The following is a 23,512-nucleotide window of genomic DNA, read 5'->3' on the forward strand; positions in this document are numbered from 1 at the left end:
CAAGACTTAAAACCGGCAACCAAACCGAACGGAAAAGAATCGTCCGATCACTTCTCTTGTACCCGCAATATTGGAAAAGCCGCCACCGGGCAGCCTCACAGGCTCATTAGGTACTTGGTATTCTTTATAAGTTATTCCAAGGGATACGGTGAAATGAATATTCTCAAAAGCCTGATTAGAAAACCCCATGAACGGATTAATGTAGCGATCCCAGCTATTATCGTCACCTCCGTAGTAGGCGCCTATTGAACCACCCAACATAATTCTGGTGGAGCCATTTCCCGGCAAATACCTGAACTCGCCGAATAATGGAAGAAACCGTTCTGATTCGTAAAGATGTAAGCCTGTACCCGCACCAACTGTTAATTGATCGCCTAATTCAATTCCGTAAGAAGTTTGGAGTCCAGCCATGGTCACACTCTCCACATCAAGAATGCCGAAGGCCATGTTGAACTCTACGGTGAACAGGGAGTTGAGCTTTTTTTCTTTCGTGTATTTCCTTTCCTCAAAATCTGAGTCCTGAGCACATATGCCTAGCGAGATAAGGGTAAGAAGAAGAGAAAAGACAAACCGCATTAAACCGTTTAGAATTTTAAATATAGATCGATCACCGAAGAATATAAAACAGAGAGGAATTAACAAGTCAAAAAACATCTTTAATTCTATACCTGTCAAAGGGTTTTACGTTAATCAAAACAGGCAAAGCATTGCGTAGGTTCCCCTCCAAACAAAAAAACCGCACTGGGATAACAGTGCGGTTTTTAAAATAGTGTATTGATTTTTTAGAAGTTGTAAGCGGCTCGTATACCTAAATAATCGGCATTCGCGTCATCACCGGTAACGATTTGGTATTTCAGACCAACTGAAATCGCCTCAGTGACGAAGTAACCTACTTCAGGAGCAATACTGAAGTCAGTAGAACTGTCGGATTCATCTCCAATGCTCACACTGGTAATGTGAAAACCAAGAAGTGCAGATAGGAATAGTCCTTCTTTTTGTTCAGATAAGTAGTAACGCCCACCTACTTGCAGCGGAATCTGAGTTACGCTGTAATCCAGGGTCTCTGTTCCAATCGTAAAATCAGGATTGATCACAGGTACCTCAATGTCATCAGTAGCATAAAAAATTACTCCTGCATGAGCGAGTACTGCAAAATTATCAGATAGACCGATTTCGTAGGTTCCCGATCCACCGATTCCGAAATTCACACCTGCATCAGCCCAGTCTCCAAGAGGAATTGCTATTTCAAGACCTGCTGAACCGAAGCTCTCCTGAGCATTCGCATTGTTCATAGCAAAAGTAAAAGCAGCAACGAGTGCCAATAGACTAAATACCTTTTTCATTGTTTTATGGTTTATTGTTTCGGGGCGAATTTAGTTATGGATATTGATTTGCAAACTGACTTTTATCACATTGTATACAATAATTGTGTTAATGCGTTGATATTCAAATTGTAAATTTTTTAATTAGATGAGCCTTGACAAGGGCAGTAGATACAATTGGTATCAAAAAAGCCATCGTATGAAACGATGGCTTTGGAATTTTAATAGAGGAAATATACCCGATTAACTCTGAGCTTCTTGCATTTTTATCAAGTTCAGGGCTGACCCAGCTTTAAACCACTCTATTTGATTTTCATTATAAGTGTGATTCGCCATAATGGTTTCTTCAGAACCGTCTGCATGTCTCAACCGAAGTTTTATCGGACGATCAGGTGCGAATTGATCTAGGTCCACGGTGTCAATGGTGTCATCTTCTTGAACTTTGTCATAATCTGCTTCGTTGGCAAACGTCAAACCGAGCATACCTTGTTTCTTGAGATTGGTCTCATGGATTCGAGCGAATGACTTTACCAGAACAATCATGACTCCCAAATGACGTGGCTGCATCGCAGCGTGTTCTCTTGACGATCCTTCACCATAGTTGTGGTCTCCTACAACAATGGATGAAATTCCAGCAGCTTTGTATGCGCGAGCTGTATCAGGTACAGCCCCGTACTCACCTGTGAGTTGATTCTTCACCTTATCGGTTTCTTTATTGAAAGCGTTCACCGCTCCCGTCAAGGTATTGTTTGAGATATTGTCCAAGTGTCCGCGGAAACGCAACCACGGTCCTGCCATCGAAATATGGTCAGTCGTACATTTTCCAAACGCTTTGATTAAAAGCTTCATACCTTCTATGTTCTTTCCATTCCATGGAGAGAAAGGAGATAGCAATTGAAGTCTTTTGGAATCTTCAGAAACAATGATGTCCACTTCACTACCGTCTTTTGCCGGAGCTTTAAAGCCGGCATCTTTTACGTCAAAACCTTTTGGAGGTAGCTCAAAGCCTGATGGCTCTGCTAGTTTTACCTCTTCACCCTTGTCATTGATCAAGGTGTCGGTAATGGGATTGAAGGTCAAGTCACCCGAAATTGCGATAGCCGCTACCATTTCAGGAGAGGCTACAAAGGCATGTGTATTTGGATTTCCGTCCGCTCTTTTTGAGAAGTTTCTGTTGAACGAATGGATGATAGAGTTCTTTTCGCCCTTTTCTGCTCCTGTTCTGGCCCATTGACCAATACAAGGTCCGCATGCATTGGTGAAAATATTTGCACCTAGTTTTTCAAAAGTATCGATGAAACCATCTCTTTCGATGGTAAATCTCACTTGTTCTGATCCTGGATTAATTCCAAACTCGGCTTTTGGCTTAAGTCCCTTTGCCAATGCATCTTCAGCAATGGAGCAGGCCCGAGAAATATCTTCGTAAGATGAGTTGGTACAGGATCCAATCAATCCCCACTCAATTTCAGTCGGCCAGTCAGTTGTTGCTGCCTTTGCTTTCATATCAGCAACAGGAGTTGCCAAATCCGGCGTAAACGGACCGTTAATATGCGGAGTGAGTTCAGAAAGATTGATCTCAATCACTTGGTCAAAGTACTGCTCAGGATTGGCGTAAACTTCGCTATCTCCCGTGAGATGCTCGCGAATTCCGTTTGCCGCGTCGGCTACTTCAGCTCTGCCTGTGGCTCTCAAGTAACGCTCCATAGAGTCATCGTAACCGAAAGTTGAGGTCGTTGCACCTATTTCGGCACCCATATTACATATGGTTCCTTTTCCTGTACAAGACAGGTTCTGTGCTCCTTCGCCAAAGTATTCAACGATACAGCCAGTTCCACCTTTCACAGTAAGAATGCCCGCTACTTTAAGAATGACATCTTTTGGCGCAGTCCAGCCGTTTAATTTTCCGGTGAGTTTTACACCGATTAATTTCGGGAATTTTAGCTCCCAAGGCATTCCGGCCATTACGTCTACGGCATCTGCTCCACCTACTCCTACTGCTACCATTCCCAAACCTCCGGCGTTTACTGTATGAGAGTCGGTTCCGATCATCATTCCTCCGGGGAATGCATAATTCTCAAGAACTACTTGGTGAATGATTCCTGCTCCGGGCTTCCAAAAGCCAATACCATATTTGCTCGAAACAGAATCGAGGAAATTAAAGACTTCAGAGCTGGTATTTATGGCATTTTGAAGATCTGCGTCGGCTCCAACTTTGGCTTGAATAAGGTGGTCGCAGTGAACAGTTGAGGGAACCGCAGTTTGTTTTTTACCAGCCTGCATAAATTGCAAAAGAGCCATCTGAGCAGTGGCATCTTGCATCGCTACTCGGTCGGGTGCAAAATCTACATATGACTTGCCTCTTTCGAATGCCGTTTTGGCTTCGCCTTCCGAGAGGTGAGTGTAAAGAATTTTTTCACTTAATGTGAGCGGTTTGTTAAGTAATTTTCGAGCAGCTGCCACGCGCTCGGGGTACTTCTGATATACCGCTTTAATCATATCTAAATCAAAGACCATAGGTGGGTATTTTTGAGTTTTTTTTCAAGAGTCGCGAAAATATCAAATTATGATGAGCGGTTGAAGCTTTGATGGCTCGATTTGTACTTTTATCGCATCTATTTAGCCCGATTCTGCAAAAGTTGAAAGATTTACATTTTGAGAACATAAAAGTTGCCTTGCGCTCCATTCGAGGACAAGCACTTCGTACCACCCTAACTGCTCTGATTATAGCTGTTGGGATCATGGCCTTAGTAGGAATACTGACGGCTATAGATGCCTTGCAGGCAAAGATTGAGAGCGATTTCTCACGAATGGGTTCCAATACTTTCAATATTCGTTCAAATGCCGGCAATATTTCCGGGAGAAGCAGGGGAGAGCGTAAAATCAGGAACGAGATTATTACTTACGATCAGGCCAATAGTTTTTTAGAACGGTACGAATTTCCAGCTACGGTATCGCTCTCTTCTATGGTGAGTTTCACAGCCACTATCAAGCATCGCTCAGAAGAAACAAATCCGAATGTCCAAGTCATAGCGGGTACTGAAAATTACTTGAGTACGGCAGGATATCAATTGGAATTAGGTCGAAATTTTACCGAGACAGAAGCCGTCGATGGTGCTAATGTTGCTATAATAGGCACTGACGTCGAAGCAAAACTGTTCAATGACGGATTGGTGTTTCCATTGGATCAAAGCATTTTTGTTGGCTCCAAGAGATTTACCGTTGTCGGCGTATTAAGGAGCAAAGGAAACAGCATAGGTTTTAGCGGAGACAATCAAGTGATCATACCTCTAAACAATGCCAAATTGAATTTTAGCGGCTCCAATACCAATTACGTCATCAATGTACAGACCGGTCGGGCAGAAGAACTTCCCGCGGCAACAGTTGCCGCAACAGGACTCATGAGAAACATCAGGGGGGATAGACCCGGTGAAGACAGTACTTTTGGAACAACACAGAGCGATAGCTTAGCCAACCTGGTCTTGGAACAAATAGGTATTATCGCATTGATCGCAACCTTGATCGGTGGAATAACGCTGCTCGGTGCTGCAATCGGCTTGATGAATATTATGCTTGTTTCTGTAACCGAGCGCACCAAAGAAATTGGTGTTAGAAAAGCCATTGGCGCTGCTTCGAGTACCATCCGAAATCAGTTCTTGGTAGAAGCAATCGTCATTGGTCAAATAGGGGGAATCCTTGGAATCATCTTAGGGATCTCAGTTGGAAATATTATTTCCTATTTCATTGGTAGTAGTTTCATTATTCCTTGGGTTTGGATTATAAGCGGAGTCGTGCTTTGCTTTTTCGTGGGTTTAGTTAGTGGTTATTATCCGGCAAAGAAAGCGGCTGCTCTGGATCCGATTGATGCCTTGAGGTATGAATAATTGATCAATGAATTTCGAAAAGGCCATCAGTCACCTGAAAGATGTCGATTCAGAATTCGCAACCATTCTGAATAAAACAGGACCAATTAATCTGCCCCCGCCCCGAGCAAATTTCGAGTCATTGATAGACAGTATCGTCTCTCAGCAACTATCGGTAAAGGCTGCATCTACCATCTTTCAGCGCGTCAGTCTTATCTTGGAAAACGATATGACTCCCCCCAAAGTATTATCTATTCCTTCAGAAGAATTGCGCAGCGCAGGGCTATCAGGTCAAAAGACTACCTATTTATACGCTCTGGCGGAAGCCTTTTCGAGAAAACCTGAAGTGTACAATCAACTTCATGAATTGCCTGATGAGGAAGTCATCAATACCCTTACAGAAATTAAGGGTATAGGCGTCTGGACGGCTCAAATGTTCTTGATGTTCACTCTCCTTCGAGAAGATGTTTTCCCGATCGGAGATTTGGGGATACGACGCGGAATGGAAAACCTGATCTTCGAAGGAGAAAAACAATCACACGAAAAGCTCATCCAACGAGCCGAGATTTGGTCTCCCTACCGCAGTATAGCGAGTCTCTATCTCTGGAAAGCCCAAGACTAATTTTTATTTTGGCCACGCGCTACGCACAACGACGTACGAGTCTCACTGCGCCAAGTATCCGCCGTCAACCGGATAGTATGACCCATTTACAAAAGTGGATTTATCTCCCGCTAACCAAAGGCAGAGTTCTGCCACTTCTTCGGGTTTTCCCAGTCTTCCTATCGGGTGCAGCTGTTTGAGTTGCTCTTGCTCTTCTTCGGGAAGATTGTCATCGATTAGTGGAGTTTTGATAAAGCCCGGCCCTATGGCATTCACGCGAATTCCTTCTGCGGCATATTCCAAGGCACCGTTTTTTGTCATACCGACTACTCCGTGTTTCGCCGATACGTATCCCGCACTGGTGGCAAAACCGACTTGGCCAAGTATGGAGGCCATATTGATAATCGAACCTCCATTGTTCTTTTGCATCGCGGGAATTTGATAGCGCATTCCGTAGAAAACACCGTTGAGATTGATGTCAATAACTTTGTTCCACTCGTCGATATCTGTTTCGCCGATCTTAGACTGTGGTCCGCCAACGCCGGCATTATTTACGGCAATGTCCAATTTCCCGAATTCTTTCAACGCGGCATCCACGGTTTTTTTCGAATCTTCGTGGTTTGAAGTGTCGGCCTTCATGAATAAGGCAGCTCCACCTTTGTCTTTGATTTCACTTACTACTCGATTTCCACCTTCCTCATTGATATCGCTCACAACTACCTTTGCACCGTGTCGAGCAAAAAGTTTGGCAGTGTGCTCTCCGATTCCTGATCCGCCACCGGTTACGATGGCTACTTTGTCTTTTAAGTCCATGATGTTAAGTTTTGCTTTTCAATTGCAAAAACCGTACGAATTTTTTTTAACGATGTAATGAACTTAAGTATTTGGATTACAAGAAAATGACTTTTTGTGCGGTGGTTCTGATGTGCAGATAAATCTACGAACTGTGGAATTGTGTTTTTACCCCGATTAACCCAAAAATTCGCCAAAAGAAATTGGCGACCCAAAAAGAACTTGCGAACGTGTGATTTCTGAATGAACACCAGCTAATAGCTAACAGCCATCGCAATACTCAATACCCTATACGCAATACCAGTTCTACATATTCCTCCTGTACTGTCCACCCACCTCAAACAGGGCATTGGTAATCTGCCCCAAGGAAGAAACCTTGGTGGCTTCCATCAGCGCTTCGAAGAGATTTTCGTTTTTGAGTGCAGCGTCCTGAACTCTTTTCAAAGCAGAGGGGCCATCATTGGCATTTCGTTTATGAAGCATGTCGCGCGTATTGATCTGCGCTTCTTTTTCCTCATTCGTGGCGCGAATTACCTCTCCCGGAGTTAAGGTGGGGGAGCCACTTTTACTCAAGTAAGTGTTCACTCCGATAAGGGGCAATTCTCCGTTGTGTTTTAACGTCTCATAGTACATGCTCTCCTCTTGAATCTGACTACGCTGGTACATGGTCTCCATGGCGCCAAGCACACCGCCCCTTTCGGTAATGCGGTCAAACTCTGTCAAGACTGCCTCCTCAACCAAATCGGTCAGCTCTTCGATGATGAATGAACCTTGAATCGGATTTTCGTTTTTGGTCAAACCCAATTCCTTGTTGATGATAAGCTGGATCGCGATGGCACGCCTTACCGAAGCTTCCGTTGGAGTGGTAATCGCCTCATCGTAAGCATTCGTATGCAGCGAGTTGCAGTTGTCGTAAATCGCGTAAAGTGCCTGAAGCGTGGTTCGTATGTCGTTGAAGTCGATTTCCTGCGCGTGAAGCGAGCGTCCTGAAGTTTGAATATGGTACTTCAGCATTTGCGCACGGGCGTTAGCTCCGTACTTTTCTTTCATGGCTTTCGCCCAAATTTTTCGAGCTACGCGACCAATCACAGCGTATTCGGGATCGATTCCGTTCGAGAAGAAGAAAGAAAGGTTGGGCCCGAACTTATTGATGTCCATTCCTCGACTCAAGTAGTATTCCACGTAAGTGAACCCATTGGCCAGTGTAAACGCCAGCTGAGTAATCGGATTGGCTCCTGCCTCGGCAATATGATATCCGGAGATAGAAACACTGTAGAAATTTCTGATTTGCTGATCGATGAAATATTGCTGCACATCACCCATCAGTCTCAAGGCAAATTCTGTTGAAAAAATACACGTGTTCTGCGCTTGATCTTCCTTTAGAATATCGGCTTGAACAGTTCCACGAACAACGTTAAGCGTGCGGGCTTTGATGTCATTATAAACATCAGTCGGCAAAACTTCATCTCCCGTTATTCCCAAAAGCATCAGGCCTAAGCCATCATTGGTTTCGGGTAATTCGCCGTGGTACTCGGGGCGTGGAAAACCTAATTCTTTGTACTTGGCATTAATCTTTTTTTCTACTTCTTTCTCCAGGCCGTTTTCTTTGATGTAAATCTCACATTGCTGATCGATGGCGGCATTCATGAAGAAGCCTAGTAGCATTGGGGCAGGGCCGTTGATGGTCATACTCACGGAAGTGGTCGGATCACAGAGATTAAATCCCGAGTAGAGCTTTTTGGCATCATCGAGACAACAAATGCTTACCCCGGAGTTTCCAATTTTACCATAGATGTCTGGGCGATGATCGGGATCATTTCCGTAAAGGGTCACAGAATCGAAGGCCGTACTCAAACGAGCTGCTGGCATTCCTACACTTACGTAGTGAAAACGACGATTCGTTCTTTCGGGGCCACCTTCACCCGCAAACATTCTGGTCGGATCTTCGCCCACCCGCTTGAAAGGATAAATTCCTGCAGTGTAGGGAAATGAGCCCGGCACGTTTTCTTGCAAAGTCCATCTTAGGATATCTCCCCAACTGCGGTATTTAGGCGTAACGATTTTGGGTATTTTAGAGTGAGAAAGGGATTCGGTATGTGTGGGAACACGGATTTCCTTGTCGCGCACCTTGAAGACAAACTCGTCAGCTTTGTAGCTTTCTTTCATGTCGTTCCACCCTACGATTGTATCCCAATTGTGGGGGTCCAGATCCTTTTTGATGGTTTCAAATCGCTCGTCCAATTGCTTCACCAGTTCGTCGGCATCTGAAGCTATTGATTCACCATTTAGTTTGTTAGGGCCGCCCATCAAGAGCAGTGATTGAGCTAAGCTGTAAAGTTTATCGGCCGTATCGGCTTGTTGATTTGCGCGACTGTCATAGCCTCGGTTGTTTTCAGAAATCTCCGACAGGTACCTAGTTCGGTTTGGCGGAATGATGTAAATCTTCTCCGACATTTCGCTGGAAACACCAAAGGTCGTTTGCAGATCAGCTTTGGTCTCTTCAGTGATTTTCGTCATCACCGATCGGTAGAGCGCATTCATTCCCGGATCGTTGAATTGCGATGCGATTGTTCCGTGTACGGGAAGTTCTTCGTCTGGAGTTTCCCAAAGTTGATGGTTGCGCTTGTATTGCTTTTTCACATCGCGAAGCGCATCGAGTGCCCCGCGTTTGTCAAATTTGTTCAGGGCGATGAGGTCGGCAAAATCGAGCATGTCGATCTTTTCCAGTTGAGTGGCCGCTCCATATTCGGGAGTCATTACGTATAGGGATACATCGCTGTGATCGAGTATTTCGGTATCGCTTTGACCGATTCCGGAGGTCTCTAAAATGATGAGGTCAAACTCGGCCGCCTTAAGAATAGATAGCGCATCGGCCACGTGTTTGCTTAACGCCAGATTGCTTTGGCGAGTAGCCAAAGACCGCATGTAGACACGATCGTTATTCACCGAATTCATTCGGATTCGATCTCCCAAAAGGGCTCCTCCTGTCTTTCTCTTAGAAGGATCTACGGATACGATGGCCAGCGTTTTCTCTTCAAAATCAACCAAAAATCGTCGGATCAGCTCATCTACCAATGATGACTTTCCTGCTCCTCCTGTTCCTGTAATTCCAAGAATCGGAGTGTCGACTTTTTTGGCAATTTCCTTGATCCGTCCAAGTTCTTCTTTAAAAGAGTCGGGGTAATTCTCAGCTGCCGAAATCATTCGAGCTATGCTGAGCTTGTCCTTGCTTTTAAACGCTTTTACTTCTCCGTTCAGATTCTGGCCCGTTGGAAAATCAGACTTCTCAACCATGTCGTTGATCATTCCTTGGAGGCCCATCTTGCGGCCATCATCGGGATGGTACACGCGGGTGATGCCATATGCTTGAAGTTCGGCGATTTCTTCAGGAAGAATGGTTCCTCCGCCACCACCGAAAATCTTGATGTGACCCGCACCTTTCTCCTTCAAAAGGTCATACATGTACTTGAAGTATTCATTGTGTCCTCCTTGGTAAGAGGTCATGGCAATGGCCTGAGCATCTTCTTGAATCGCGGTGTTCACGACTTCTTCTACACTGCGGTCGTGACCGAGGTGTATCACTTCGCAACCAGTCGATTGAATAATGCGACGCATAATGTTGATAGCAGCATCATGGCCGTCAAATAGCGAAGCAGCGGTTACTATTCTAACCTTGTTCTTGGGCTTATAAGGAGCAATGGTTTCCATAATCTTCGAGTTGGTGGTTTTCTAACCGACATAGCGTTTAGAGCCGCAAAAATACGAAGATCAGTCGGGTTTTTCAGGCTCTTTGTGCCCGCTCATCGCCAAAGAAACCTTTATGAGCTGTTTACCGCCTATTTATAAGTCCCGAAAACCAGAACCATTCCTTCCTAAAGCTTTTTCGAAAGGGATAAGCCGAAAGTAATGGAGTCGTACACTTCTACTTTCGCATCGAAGGTGGCATTAGCACCAACTTCCCAGCCCTTTCCGAATTCAACTCCGTATTCCAATCCCAGTTGAAGGAGTGCCAGCTGATCTTCGTCATCAATTTCTACACCTAAACCTACTACAGGAGTTAAGCCGAACTTAAGTTTGTAGAGAAAAACACCGATGACTGCTACCGGTCTTTTTCGTTCAAGGATTTGTTTGTCATCGAAGCGAGTCACTGCAAACGATGCCCCGACCAAGTCTGTATGCAGCCCAATAGCGATGTTTTCTTTAATCCAGTAGTCATAATTCAGTCCGTAAGAAGCGAAAGACTTCCACTTCTGCTTATTGTCAACATCAACTTTTACATAGGTATGACTCGGCATGAAAGTAATGCGGTGCCTTCTTTCTTTTTCCTCCGAGTTGCCTTCTGTTTCTTGACTAAAACCAGTCGATGCTGTTAGACTGAATATGAGTATTAAGATGGTCCGAATCATAGTTCGACCTTATCCATAACACACCGAAACCCCAAGTGATTTTGACCTGAGTCAAAGCTGGTAGCCATGCGAGAGGTGGGACGATAATTTGCGCAGTACTGTTCGCTGCAGAGAAACGACCCTCCTTTTATAACACGTTTTTCCGTGGCGTAAGGATCATTTGGGTCATAGCTGGTAGAAGGCCCGCGCGGATCGCGGCATACTTGCACATTCATGGCAACGTATTGCTTTTTTATGTCGGGTCGGTAGTAGTCTGAAGTCCATTCCCATACATTCCCAATCATGTCGTAAAGTCCATAAGAGTTTGGTGGAAAGGTTCCAACCGGAGCCGAATACTCAAACCCATCTTCAGCTCTCAATTCGTAAGGGAACTCCCCTTGAAAAAAGTTGGCCAAGTATTTTCCGTCGGGTGTCAACTCTTCGCCCCATTGAAATTGGGAATCACCGGATTCACCTCTTGCAGCAAACTCCCACTCCGCCTCCGTGGGCAGTCTTTTTCCCGCCCAATCGCAATAAGCGACAGCGTCTTCATAAGCTATGTGAACAACAGGGTGATCATCTTTGCCCTTCAGGTCTGAGTCGGGACCGTACGGGTGCCGCCAATTGGCACCTTCTTGCCATCGCCACCATCGCCTGATATCGTCAAACGGAACAGGGCCTGAGGGAGGAGTAAAAACAAGCGACCCTGCGGCCAGTAAACTATCTGCAGGTTTGGGAGTGCCGGCAGGCAACTCTTTGGAAATTTGATCCCAGTCCACATCTTTCTCTGCAAGGGTGATATAGCCTGTCTCTTCCGCAAATTTGCGGTATTGCCCGTTGGTGACTTCTTTGGTGTCGATGTAAAACCCAGACACTTCCACCGTGACTTCGGGACCTTCGTGGTTTTCGGCGTAGTCTCCATCGCTACCCATGACGTAGACTCCACCTTCTATCCAGACCATCCCGTCTGTATTCACCGTTTTTTGGGGTGACTCAACTTCGGCTACCTTCACTTCTGGGGATTGATCCGGAGCAGGTTCGGAACAGGAAACTGATGCAACCAATATGGTCAGGCAAAGAATGTACTTCGGATAAATTTTAGTCATTCGGATAAATGGTTTTCCAGTCTTCAGCCATGTCTACGACTAGCCAATTTTTTTCTATGGCTTCATCCAATCCTTTGTCCAATCGTCCAATATGGGAGTCTCTATCATAGGCATATTCGCGAATGCTATCGGTATGGTGAACGTATCCCATGAGCCTGTTCGATCCGCCACTTGCGGTATATTGAAGCATGGCTAAGTCGCCGTCACTGTTTCCAAAAGCAATAGCCGGAATCTTGCCGATGATTCTTTCGATGTTCACGGCTTTACCTTCTTTATCGTCAATGAATTCGATTTCGGGCATCCGAACGATTTCACCATCTACAAATTCTCTTTTGATCGTCGATCCAATAATTTGCTCAGCAGGAATTCCATACGTGTCCAATAGGGCTGCTCGCATAAAAGCTACGCCCCCTCCACTCACGATGTATGTTTTGAATTCGTTCTCTCTCAAATAGTCGAGGAGTTCGAGCATCGGCTCGTAGATCATTTCGACATATCTTTTTCCGGTTAAAGGGTTAGTAGCAGTATCCGCCCAAGCTTTTACGGAATTGGCAAACTCCGTTTCAGTCATCCCTGCGTGCGTCGACATGACCACTTTTATGAGTCCCCTTTCACCTTCAGCTAAAACGCCCTTTATGTCTCCTTCTGCTGCGGCTTTCATCGTTTCATCTTCCATCCATTCAGGATGGTCCGTGGCCATAAACTTGGCCTGATCCATGGCGTATGCCAGTTGAAAATAATAAGGCTGTTCAGCCCAGAGGGTGCCGTCATTGTCAAAAACGGCTATGCGGTCCTCTGTTTTGAGGAAGTCTGCATGAGAAGAGTCTACACTATTTGTAACGAAAGAGATGAGGCGATCGCGTGTTTCATCATCATTCCAAGAAAGCAGAACCGAGGAGGATTCTACGAAACTTGATTTTGTTCCTTCTTCTTCCGTTTTGTTCTCTGTATTGGCACAACTAAAAAGCAATGTGCAGAGGAGGGTAACGCAGGTAATTCTGTTCAACATAAGAGTGATTTTTAAAGTCTTTCAACTTCCAAAGATAGCCTTTCATTTTACTAAATAGTCCTTCGGTAGCAGAGCTAATTCTTTGCGCAAGCTATTTTTTCAAAAGCTTTACCAAGATAGGCGGGGTGATGACTGTAGTAAGGAGAACGACTAGAATTACGGCTGCAAACAGCTTGTTGTCCAAGACGCCAATGCTTTTTCCTATTCCGGCGAATATTAAACCAACCTCCCCGCGGGGAACCATACCAAATCCGATGACATTTTTGTTTAAACCTTTCCGCAGAGGCAATCCTGCAAGCCATTTACCCAAAATAGCTGCAACTGTCAGAATTCCTCCTAACATAAGTACATCCCAAGTAAAAAGCAGTGAAGTGTCGACTTGTAGACCCATGACCACGAAGAAAACAGGAGCGAAAATACCTTCGAGAGGTGTTAGAATCACTTCAAGAGATTCCTTTGAACTAATACCAATAGTATCACTCAATTGAAATGCCTCTTCGCGTATGATCAGTCCGGCTGCAAATGCTCCGACTATTGTCGCGAGCCCAACCAAATCTGCCAAATAAGCGCAGATCATGAGCAAAGCAAAGGGATAAAGAAGTTTTACTTGGGCGCGATCAAAACGAGCAAAGAGTTTGACGGTTCTCTTCAATAAGGCGGATCCAAACCATAAAATGGCAGCAAAAAATACGATTGCTTTTACGAATATGATAATGACCTCAGAAACGCTTATGGCACCTGTGGTAACAACACCTGTGACTACTGCCAGAATAATAAGTCCCAGTATATCGTCCAGTACGGCCGCACCCAATACAATTTTGGCTTCGGGTAGATACAACTTGTGCAGGTCTTTGAAAACTCGAGCTGTGATTCCAATGCTTGTGGCACACAATGTAGCAGCGACGAAAATATGAGCGCCATCATCTAGTTGTGGCAATAGCCAAAGGCTAACAAAATATCCAAAAGCGAATGGCAGAATAACACCCAATACGGCAACGATGAAGGAATTGCGTCCGCTTTTCTTCATATCGCTGATGCTGATCTCCAAACCGACCATAAATAGAAGGAGGATGATCCCTAAACTCGATATAAATCGGATTGAATTAGCGATGATGAGATACTCCCTCAAATCGGGCTCTATAAACAAGTTGCGTAATTTTGAGGCAGCTTCAGGTTTTAGATCTGCGTCGGTCAAAATGATATCAATGGCGGCGGTATAGTTGACATTCTCTTGGGTAACCATTCGCCCTACTTCTTCAATCACTTCAAAGTTTCGGAATACCGTGAGTACCGGAGTATCCAATGGATATAAAATGGCTCCGGCGATAATTCCTATCAGTAGTTCTCCCAAAACTGCCGACTGATTCAGCTTTTTCGAAGCGAATCGACCGATCAAGGCTAAGAATAAGATGAGGAAAAAGAATTCGAAGACACGAGCGAAAGGATCATGATGACCCGAATCTGCTCCTGAAGTATCACCCGAAGCAAATAGCGTAATGGAACAAATCGCCATTACAAAAAGGAGAACCGACTTAATGCGCATCGTTTGCAATATAAGTCAAGATTATTTGAATGGGAATCGACTAACCTATTAAGAAAATCTTAAATTTTCTCGCTGTACTGAGGTGTGAACTTCTCGGACTAGGTATACTTTAAATTCGAGGCGTCTTTGTTTGGCCTCACTCATTTTTGGTAGAATTAGTCAGAAGAAAGAATTTACCTCTTTACAGCAATCATTTGCACGGTAAAATAGTAAAAGAGGCTATCTTTCGCCCATGAGATTTTTATTTTTCTTCGTTCTGCTGATTTTTTCGGCAAGTCTTAACGGACAGGGCTATATCAGCCCTGAGGGAGATACCGTATCTACCCGTGCATATGCCAGTGTAGGTTTGTTTTTCCCCAATTTGACGACTTCGCTTAGAGTGGATTCAAAAAATGGATTGGGAACTGATCTGGGGTTAGAAGATGACTTTAATTTTGATGAGCGCATTGCCGTGTTTTATGCACAAGCCGTTGTGAGAGTGAAGAATCGCTCGCAATTCGTTTTGGCATTTGAAAACATGTCTCGCAATAGCAGCCTTGAAATAGACCGAGATATAGAAATCGGTGATACAAGTTTCTACATCGGGGCCCGGTTAGATTTAAAATTTGATGTCAATTATTACGCGCTCACTTGGAGGTACTCATTCTTCAACCATCCCAATTGGAATGCGGGTGTCTCCTTCGGGCTTCGGGCAGCTGAATTTGTGGTCAAAGCAGACGCCACCTTCAATGGGTCGGAGTATGGCGAATCTTCCAGTGTTATCGCTCCTTCAGTACTCTTTGGTCTTCATGGTTCGGGTTACCTTACAGATCGTCTATTGGCCAGATATAGCATAGAATATTTTGCACTGAGTGTTGAAGATCTTACTATTAATGTTCTTGAAACAAGGGCCTCATTGGAGTATTTTATTCTTAAAAATGTAGGAGTTGGTGCAGCTTATTCGACTTCACAGTACGTTGTAGAGGATTTTCCTTTAAGCAATGATTTTGAGGGACGCGTTTTGTTCGACTTTAGTGGAGGCAATTTGTTTTTGTCGGCGAGGTTTTAAGCATGCTCTTATTTTACTGCCCAAATTCGTTTTGGAAAAGACCCTCGAATACTCCGATGAATGATTTGATTTACCGAGCGGTTCTTTATCCCTTTCTTTTGATGGGTCTATTCTTTTTCTCAACTCAAAAATTGAGTGGTCAAAAAGATCAAGACTTCAACTCTTGGGTTGATTTCAATTACTCGTACATCGCTTCACCTAAGTGGACTTTTGGCGGCGATGGTGGAACGAGAGGTATCTTGACATCAGATGAGTTTAGCACCATCTATCTGCGTCCTTCGGCAAGCTTTAAGGTGAATAAGGATATCAGTTTAAATGCTGCGATAGCGGGTTTCCAAACGTTTCGTTCAGGTACTTCTGATCTTTTTGAATTTAGGCTAGCTCAGCAAGTTCAAGCTACGTGGCCGCGATTGGATCGCATCTACTTTACACATCGACTGCGCAACGAAGAGCGTTTTTACTTCGAAGATCGATTTGAAGATGCTCCCGAGAACGATTCGAATTTTGAGAATAGATTGCGTTACCGTTTAGGGGTAGAAACCAATTATTTCAATGTGACTTCAAAAATTGGTAATGTGAAATTACTCGCTGGGGCGGAATATTTTGAAACCTTTCAAAGCCGGACGGATTCACGCCGGTTCAATGATAGCCGTATAAGCGCAGGATTTGGTCAATTGCTGAAAAAAGGTTGGAGCTATTCGCTCCTATTTATATGGCAGCGCTCACGTGATGTTTTCGGTGATGAATTTACCACTGATCAACTCGTATTGAGGTTGCGGGTCTATTTGAAGAGAAGCACAAACTGAAGGTTAAAAAAAAGCGACGCCGAATTACCGACGTCGCTCTTATTCAAACCAAAAAGAGGATTAGTGACTTGCACTTATCCTTTCTTTCACTACTACTGCATTAAAAGTCTTACTGACTCACGGCTTTCACCTTTCAGCACTTCTACCACGTAGATGCCGTTTCCAAGTTCATTCAAGTTCAGGTTAACATTGTTGAAGCCTTTATTGAAAGTGATTGCTTTCTCAAAGGCTAGTTTTCCTTGTGCATCAAATACTCGGATGAAGGCTTGTCCTTCAGACAATGAGTTGTAAGACAAGCTTACATTATCCTGTGCAGGGTTTGGAGCTACACGTACCCAAGATCCGGAAGATGCCATATCGAATAATTGGCCAACGATATTTTCGCTGAGATTGCTGTTATTCCATTGTGCATCAGGATCAACTTGAGAAAGAGGGGTGTCAGTATAACCCGTACCCATTTCTTCAGTGATCACTGGCGGAGCATAGAATGCTTGAGCGTAGTTAGTGTAAGGTCCTACAACAAGTGGGCCTTGTGAACATCCACATCTTACTCTAAAGTTGTACGTGGTAAATGGAACTAGCTGACCTAGAGGAGCCGTAAATGAACTCGCTGAAGCTCCTGCTCTTACGACAGTGGCTTGCTGAGGTCCTGTTCCAACAACGATATTGATCTGGCAACCAATTTGTCCTGGTACTGGCTCCCATTCAAAACGAAGTTTTCCATTCGGAAGCACAGTCGACGTAAGGCTCGATTGATCAACAGCAGGGAATGGATTTGCACAACCAGACTCGCAGTCTAGAGAAACGGTGATGTCACCAGCGTCAAAATAGGCGAATGTGCGTACATAGTAAGTTCCTGCAGCAGGAGCTTCCAAAGTTATACCTTCTCCGGAACCAGCACTTAAACCAGTGTCTGAACAAGCGACTTCCGTTAAGCTTCCACAATCTCCGGAGTAGATAAAAAGGACTCCATCAATTAGAGACCCTTCAGCAGGTAAAACAGTTACTGTATAATTGTCAGAACCGTTAGCTTGGAATGTATACCATACATCTTCAGGAGTAGTCGATGCAAAACCGTTACAAAGATTATTTAGGCCTTCCGTAGCGCTGGCGCCTACTGTAGTGCCTTCGATTGTAGTTCCGCAAGCAATATCAGTCGCTCCTTCGCAGTTGTCATTAGCTGGCACTACTATGCCACCACCACAAGAACAGTCTTCTTGGATCGTCTCTCCTTCTGTCAATGGGTCTCCATCGTCACAAGGGTCACCAATGTTTCCATCAGGACAGTCAGTACCGCAAGTGAGGCATTGAACGGTTGTTTCAACACAATCTGTAGCTTGACCACAAGCTGCGTCTGTATTCCAGTGTGCAAAGAGGTCTGAACCACTTGCACCTGATACCGTAACCGGAGACGTTCCTTGAGCTACAACAGCTCCGTTTGCAGAGTCAGATCTTACTGTAATGTAACCTCCTTCTACAATAGAAAACTCAATGTCTTCACCCGCAGAAACTCCGGTAATCGTAGAATACTCAGTTTGGAATGAACAAGTGCTGATTGTTACCAGATTATTTGCTTCAGTACTTAAATCAGCAGAACCGAAAGCATCTTCATTCAAACAGTCACCCGTAAGCGGCTGACCTGCACAAACGCAGTCTTCACCAATCACATCTCCAACGGTATTCTCGTCACCATCATCGCAAGCATCACCGATGTTTCCATCAGGACATTCAGTTTCGCAAGAAACACACTGAACTGTTGTTACAACACATTCAGCAAGAGTGCCACACGAGTCGTCCGTATTCCAGTGAGGATAGAGATCAGCACCGCTTGCGCTTGCTACCGTCAATGGACTAGGGCCTTCCGCTACGATAGGACCAGTTGCTGAATCACTGCGCACAGTGATGTACCCTCCATCGCCATCTGCATCAAGAGTGAATTCGATGTCTTCTCCTACAGGAACTCCTGTAATGGTAGAATACTCTTCTTCGTAAGAACAGGTAGAGATAGTGATCAACTGACCGTTCGGTCCTTCAACGCTAATGTCAGCGCTACCGAAAGCAGCGTCATTCAGACAATCAGAAGAAGGTATACCTCCAAAGGCTACATCATCCCAAAGGTAAATCTGCTCAGGAGCTGGGTTTACCTGGTCAACATTAAAGTTGAAGAAAAGACTTACGATGTTGAAATCAGCATTTACGTCAACAGGAACAAGCGCATCAACACTAAAGTCAAAAAAGATGGTTTCCCATTCTCCTGAAGTTGTAGTTGTGAGCTCTTTCTCAGCTACCAATCCCGGTGATCCTGTTGCCTCGAGTTTCATGCGAACGGGAATTCCCACTTCAGGAGACCACACTCTCACACTCATAGTCGTTTCACCTGCTTCAAATGGAATGCGATTGGTTAATCCACCAGCCGGAACCGTAGTCCCCGCAAAGAATGCAGCACCTTCCGTACGAATGGACTGAACTACATTGTTTCCTGCATCTTCAGGATCAGGAATGATGGTAGATTCGTTTCCACCAAAATCAATCAAACCAAAAGTTACATCCGGTGTATCAAAATCGATAGGAAGTGCGGTAGGAATGAATCCTCCTACGCCTGGCGCGAAGTCCACATCATCCCAGAAGTACGTCTGTTCGGGTGTAAGACCGGGATCAGCTCCGAAATTGAAGAAGATCGTTGGCAAGTTGTAAACTAAATCCAAATTCAAACTACCGGCTGTCGGCTGAGCAAAGTCAAATTCCAACGTTTCCCAAGCACCACTAGTCGTGGTAAGAACATCTTTTTCTACAAATATTCCAGGGTTTCCAACTTGTTCTATTTTAAGTTTCACGATAACACCTGCTTCAGGTGACCACACTCTTGCAGACATTCCTGTATTGTCAAAGTCAAACGGAATAGGCTCTTCAAGCCCCAAGGGCTGGCCAACTGTAGTTCCTGCAAAAACTGCAGCACCTGCTGTTCTGATTGTCTGAACAGCGGTATTTCCGGCATCCTCCGGATCAGCAACGATCGAAGAGACAGTTCCTCCGAAATCAGTCAAACCGTAATCCAACGTTTCATCTTCAAAGTCAATCGGAAGAGCGACTTGTGAAGGAGGCTCAATATCACTCATCACAAGCTCGATGTCGTCAAACTGGAAAGTGAAGTTTGGTGTTCCATCACCCACTACACCAAGGTCCCAAATCAAAACGATTCTGGAATACTCGTTGCCTGTATTGATTGCACTGAAATCAAATTCAAGTGTTTCCCATTCGTTTGCAACTGTTGATGTGTCTTCCTTCTCGAAGAAGATCCCGGAATTACTTGCATTTTCAACCTTTAGAAGCACACGTGCGCCAGATCTTGGAGAGTAAACTTTCATTTTGAAAAGTTTATTCTCTGAAAAGTCGATAGGGCTATCCAATGGAAGGACACTTCCACCAAAGACATCTCCTGGCCCTTTTACCATTTGCGCTACGGTAGCACTTGTGTTTATTCCCGAAGGAGTAGGGTTCGGAATTACAGAAGAAAATCCACCTGCGAAGTTTTCAAAGGCATAATCTGCTGTCGTTGATTCGAAATCAACCGGCAATACCACCGGATCGGGAGGTATGATACCACAGTTTTCTCCTACAGTATAGGTCAATTCCTCACCTCTGGAAAATCCACCCGCAAAATTCCATTGGATTCTGCACGTAAATGTATCTCCATCGGTGAAACCTGGAAAGTCTGCGCTTACTTCTTGCGAACCACCCATTGCCACAACTGTTGTTTCGGAAAAATCAGGGTTGAACGTTTGGAAAATACCTACTAAACCTATCTGTGGGTCAAGTAGTTCGAAAGTAGCAGTTACAACTCCGCCACTTGTGGAAAAGTTGTAATTGTAGCCATTGACGAATGGGGTTCCCCCGTCGATGGCATTATTTGCGGTTAGTGTTCCGGAACACTCTGTGTTCTGGGCCCAGCTGAATGATGCCACAAGGAGCAACATCGCTGATAGTAATGATCTAATTTTCATGAGATTTGATTTTAAAAGATTGATTGGATTTAATTATTTATTTCACTGGCTGTTCTTTTTGAACAATAGTTCTTGGGGAGAATTCTATTGTGTCTTAATTGTTTCTGCTGCTTTGTCTAATACATGTTTACGAGAAATTACTCGTTCACTCATTGGACTATTTTCGCTGATGACAGTATCTGTAGGGTTTAACTCAAAGTCAATAACAGCAATCAGACAATTTTTACCGTCTGATGATCACACTAAATTTAGTTAAAATAGGAGTGATATAGGAAAACCTACATCACTCCTTTTCAAACCAAAAAAATGATTAGCGACATGCACTAACCCTCTCTTTTACTACTACTGCACTAAAAGTCTTACTGACTCGCGGCTTTCACCTTTTAGAACTTCTACCACGTAGATTCCGTTTCCAAGTTCATTCAAGTTAAGGTTAACATTGTTCAGACCTTCATTGAAAGTAACTACTCTTTCTAAGGCTAGTTTTCCTTGAGCATCGAATACTTGGATCAATCCTGTTCCTTCTTCCAAAGAGTTGTAAGACAAGTTTACATTGTCTTGTGCAGGATTTGGAGCTACACGTACCCAAGATTCAGAAGTTTTCATCGCGAATAGATCGCCGATTGCGTCTGAACTAAGATTCGTATTGTTCCATTGTGCATCACCCTGTACTTGAGAAAGTGGAGTGTCAGCATATGCTTCTCCCGTTTCCTCAGTGATTCCCGGAGGAAAGTAGAATACCGGTGCAAATGCCGTGTAGGCTCCTGCGATAATCGGGCTTTGCTGACAACCACATCTTACTCTGAAGTTATAAGTAGTAAATGGAACCAATTGGCCCACAGGCGCTGTAAATGAACTTGCGTTTGCACCCCCTACAACTTTAGTTGCTTGTTGAGGTCCGTCACCTACGACGATATTAATCTGACATCCGATTTGTCCTGCGATAGGCTCCCACTCAAATCTGAGTTTTCCGTTGGGAAGAATAACACCATTCAAGCTATTGAAGTCAACCTGTGGATAAGGATTTTGACATGGAGCTATAACACTTCCAAATGCGATGTCATCCCAAAGATAAGTCTGCTCAGGAGCAGGATTCACTTGATCAACGTCAAAGTTGAAGAAAAGGCTCACAACATTGTAATCTGCATTTACATCAACGGCGACCAAAGCATCAACACTGAAGTCGAATTCGATCGTTTCCCATTGTCCTGAGGTAGTAGTAGCTATTTCTTTTTCAGCTACTAACCCGGGAGTGTTCGTTGATTCAAGTTTCATGCGCACAGGCACTCCTACTTCAGGAGACCAAACTCTCACACTCATAGTAGTACTTCCTGCTTCAAATGGAATGCGGTCAGTCAATCCACCGGCTGGAACTGTTGTTCCGGCAAAGAAGTCAGCTCCTTCCGTTCGTACTGATTGTACGACGTTGTTTCCGGCATCTTCCGGATCAGGAATGATAGTAGAAACGTTTCCACCAAAATCGATCAAACCAAAAGTCACATCAGGTGTATCAAAATCAATAGGAAGTTCAACAGGAATAAATCCTCCGACACCTGGAGCAAAGTCTATGTCATCGAAGAAGTAAGTCTGCTCAGGTGTGGTACCCGGGTCTGCTCCGAAGTTGAAGAAGATAGTAACTAAATTGTAATCAAGATCTAAGTTCAATCCACCTGCTACAGGAGTAGCAAAATTAAATTCCAAAGTTTCCCAAGCGCCACTAGTCGATGTAAGTACATCTTGTTCTACAAAGATTCCCGGATTTCCAACTTGCTCTACTTTGAGTTTCACGATAACACCTGCTTCAGGAGACCATACTCTGGCTTTCATTCCTGTATTGTCGAAGTCAAATGGAATAGGCTCTTCAAGCCCCAAAGGCTGGCCAACTGTCGTTCCCGCAAAAACTGCAGCACCTGCTGTTCTGATTGTTTGAACTACGGTGTTTCCTGCATCTTCCGGATCAGCAACGATCGAAGAGACAGTTCCTCCGAAATCAGTCAAACCGTAATCCAATGTTTCACTTTCGAAGTCAATCGGAAGAGTAACCTGGGGAGTAACCATTCCACCCATTACGAGTTCGATGTCATCATATTGGAAAGTAAAGTTCGCAGATCCATCACCAACTACACCAAGATCCCAGATCAATACGATTCTTGAATACTCGTTAGCAACGTTGATTCCATTGTAGTCAAACTCAAGTGTTTCCCAAGCATTCGCAACCGTAGAGGTATCTTCTTTTTCAAAAAAGATTCCAGGGTTACCGGCATTCTCAACTTTAAGCAGAACTCGAGCCCCTACGCGAGGAGAACGTACTTTCATTCTAAAGAGCTTGTTTTCGGAAAAATCAATTGGGTCATCCAGTACAAGTACACTTCCACCAAAAACTTCTCCTGTTTCTTTTACCATTTCGGCTACAGTAGCACTTGTGTTTTCACCTGATACATCAGGGTTAGGAATTACCGTTGATACCCCACCTGCGAAGTTTTCAAAAGCATAGTCTACTGCTGAATTTTCGAAATCAATGGGCAATGCCAATGGCTGAGGTGGCTCTATACCGCAGTTATCTCCCACGATGTAAGTAATGGTATCACCTCTCGAAAATCCTCCCGCAAAATTGAACTGAATTCTCATTCTGAATTCATCTCCATTGCTGAATCCTGAGAATGTCTCAGTCATAATCTGTGTTCCAGGTTCAGGAAACACAGGTCCTACTTCAACAAAGTCCGGGTTGAGAGTCTGATAAAAACCAACCAGGCCAACAGCCGGATCAAGCAATTCAAATGTGGCAGTTACTTCATCTCCTACCGTAAAGAAACTGTAGGTGTATCCATTAACAAATGGAGTACCTCCGTCCATTTCGATATTGTCGGTAAGAGTACCGTTGCAGTTATCGTTCTGCGCCCAGCTTATAGCTGCTACAAGAAGCAGCATCGCTGATAATAGTGATTTAATTTTCATAATAATTGATTTTGTTTGTGTTAAAATTGATTGGAAAAAGCTTTAATTCATTGGCTGTGTGGTTTGAACATAGTTCTCGGGGAA

Annotated in this window: 15 protein-coding genes; 4 read left to right on the top strand and 11 right to left on the bottom strand. The window is 44.3% G+C overall.

From position 1 onward, the window contains the following. Positions 1–6: 6 nt before the first annotated feature. The 3 genes from O3Q51_00160 to O3Q51_00170 all read right to left on the bottom strand — a co-directional run bounded on the left by O3Q51_00160 (position 7) and on the right by O3Q51_00170 (position 3,836). Positions 7–576 (bottom strand): hypothetical protein, encoded by a 570-nt coding sequence (locus O3Q51_00160; GenBank protein ID MCZ4407200.1) that lies wholly within the window; start codon positions 574–576, stop codon positions 7–9. 206 nt (positions 577–782) lie between these two features. Then, on the bottom strand, positions 783–1,343 hold the full coding sequence (locus O3Q51_00165) for an outer membrane beta-barrel protein (GenBank protein MCZ4407201.1): 561 nt from the start codon (positions 1,341–1,343) through the stop codon (positions 783–785). A gap of 222 nt (positions 1,344–1,565) precedes the next feature. Further along, on the bottom strand, positions 1,566–3,836 hold the full coding sequence (locus O3Q51_00170; GenBank protein MCZ4407202.1) for an aconitate hydratase: 2,271 nt from the start codon (positions 3,834–3,836) through the stop codon (positions 1,566–1,568). A gap of 122 nt (positions 3,837–3,958) precedes the next feature. Between O3Q51_00170 and O3Q51_00175 the strand changes: the two genes are divergently transcribed. Further along, the gene (locus O3Q51_00175; GenBank protein ID MCZ4407203.1) at positions 3,959–5,203 is read left to right on the top strand and encodes an ABC transporter permease; all 1,245 of its coding nucleotides are present in this window, start codon (positions 3,959–3,961) and stop codon (positions 5,201–5,203) included. A 7-nt stretch (positions 5,204–5,210) separates the two neighbouring features. Continuing rightward, the gene (locus tag O3Q51_00180; protein MCZ4407204.1) at positions 5,211–5,804 is read left to right on the top strand and encodes a DNA-3-methyladenine glycosylase 2 family protein; all 594 of its coding nucleotides are present in this window, start codon (positions 5,211–5,213) and stop codon (positions 5,802–5,804) included. 42 nt (positions 5,805–5,846) lie between these two features. Here O3Q51_00180 and O3Q51_00185 read toward each other — a convergent pair whose 3' ends face one another. The 6 genes from O3Q51_00185 to O3Q51_00210 all read right to left on the bottom strand — a co-directional run bounded on the left by O3Q51_00185 (position 5,847) and on the right by O3Q51_00210 (position 14,618). Beyond that, complete coding sequence (locus O3Q51_00185) at positions 5,847–6,599, bottom strand: glucose 1-dehydrogenase (protein ID MCZ4407205.1); 753 nt, start codon at positions 6,597–6,599, stop codon at positions 5,847–5,849. A 282-nt stretch (positions 6,600–6,881) separates the two neighbouring features. Continuing rightward, on the bottom strand, positions 6,882–10,283 hold the full coding sequence (locus O3Q51_00190) for a methylmalonyl-CoA mutase family protein (GenBank protein MCZ4407206.1): 3,402 nt from the start codon (positions 10,281–10,283) through the stop codon (positions 6,882–6,884). Positions 10,284–10,447: 164 nt separating this feature from the next. Continuing rightward, complete coding sequence (locus O3Q51_00195; GenBank protein ID MCZ4407207.1) at positions 10,448–10,981, bottom strand: hypothetical protein; 534 nt, start codon at positions 10,979–10,981, stop codon at positions 10,448–10,450. Next, on the bottom strand, positions 10,978–12,066 hold the full coding sequence (locus tag O3Q51_00200; GenBank protein ID MCZ4407208.1) for a formylglycine-generating enzyme family protein: 1,089 nt from the start codon (positions 12,064–12,066) through the stop codon (positions 10,978–10,980). Before O3Q51_00200 ends, O3Q51_00195 begins: the two co-directional genes overlap by 4 nt. After that, a complete protein-coding gene (locus O3Q51_00205) occupies positions 12,059–13,075 on the bottom strand; it encodes an HAD family hydrolase (GenBank protein ID MCZ4407209.1) in 1,017 nt (338 codons plus the stop codon). Before O3Q51_00205 ends, O3Q51_00200 begins: the two co-directional genes overlap by 8 nt. Before the next feature lie 91 nt (positions 13,076–13,166). Continuing rightward, positions 13,167–14,618: a cation:proton antiporter gene (locus tag O3Q51_00210; protein ID MCZ4407210.1), complete on the bottom strand. Its 1,452-nt coding sequence runs from the start codon at positions 14,616–14,618 to the stop codon at positions 13,167–13,169. Positions 14,619–14,850: 232 nt separating this feature from the next. Between O3Q51_00210 and O3Q51_00215 the strand changes: the two genes are divergently transcribed. Both O3Q51_00215 and O3Q51_00220 read left to right on the top strand, forming a co-directional pair. Continuing rightward, positions 14,851–15,666 (top strand): hypothetical protein, encoded by an 816-nt coding sequence (locus O3Q51_00215; protein MCZ4407211.1) that lies wholly within the window; start codon positions 14,851–14,853, stop codon positions 15,664–15,666. Positions 15,667–15,722: 56 nt separating this feature from the next. Continuing rightward, the gene (locus O3Q51_00220) at positions 15,723–16,472 is read left to right on the top strand and encodes a DUF2490 domain-containing protein (GenBank protein MCZ4407212.1); all 750 of its coding nucleotides are present in this window, start codon (positions 15,723–15,725) and stop codon (positions 16,470–16,472) included. A 92-nt stretch (positions 16,473–16,564) separates the two neighbouring features. On the opposite strand, the gene O3Q51_00225 is transcribed toward O3Q51_00220, so the two are convergent. Next, on the bottom strand, positions 16,565–20,473 hold the full coding sequence (locus O3Q51_00225) for a T9SS type A sorting domain-containing protein (protein MCZ4407213.1): 3,909 nt from the start codon (positions 20,471–20,473) through the stop codon (positions 16,565–16,567). A gap of 342 nt (positions 20,474–20,815) precedes the next feature. Then, positions 20,816–23,428, bottom strand: a complete 2,613-nt coding sequence (locus O3Q51_00230) for a T9SS type A sorting domain-containing protein (protein MCZ4407214.1) — start codon at positions 23,426–23,428, stop codon at positions 20,816–20,818. Between the last annotated feature and the right edge of the window lie 84 nt (positions 23,429–23,512).

This window comes from Cryomorphaceae bacterium 1068, assembly GCA_027214385.1.
In the GTDB taxonomy this organism is placed as follows: Bacteria; Bacteroidota; Bacteroidia; order Flavobacteriales_D; family Cryomorphaceae; genus JAKVAV01.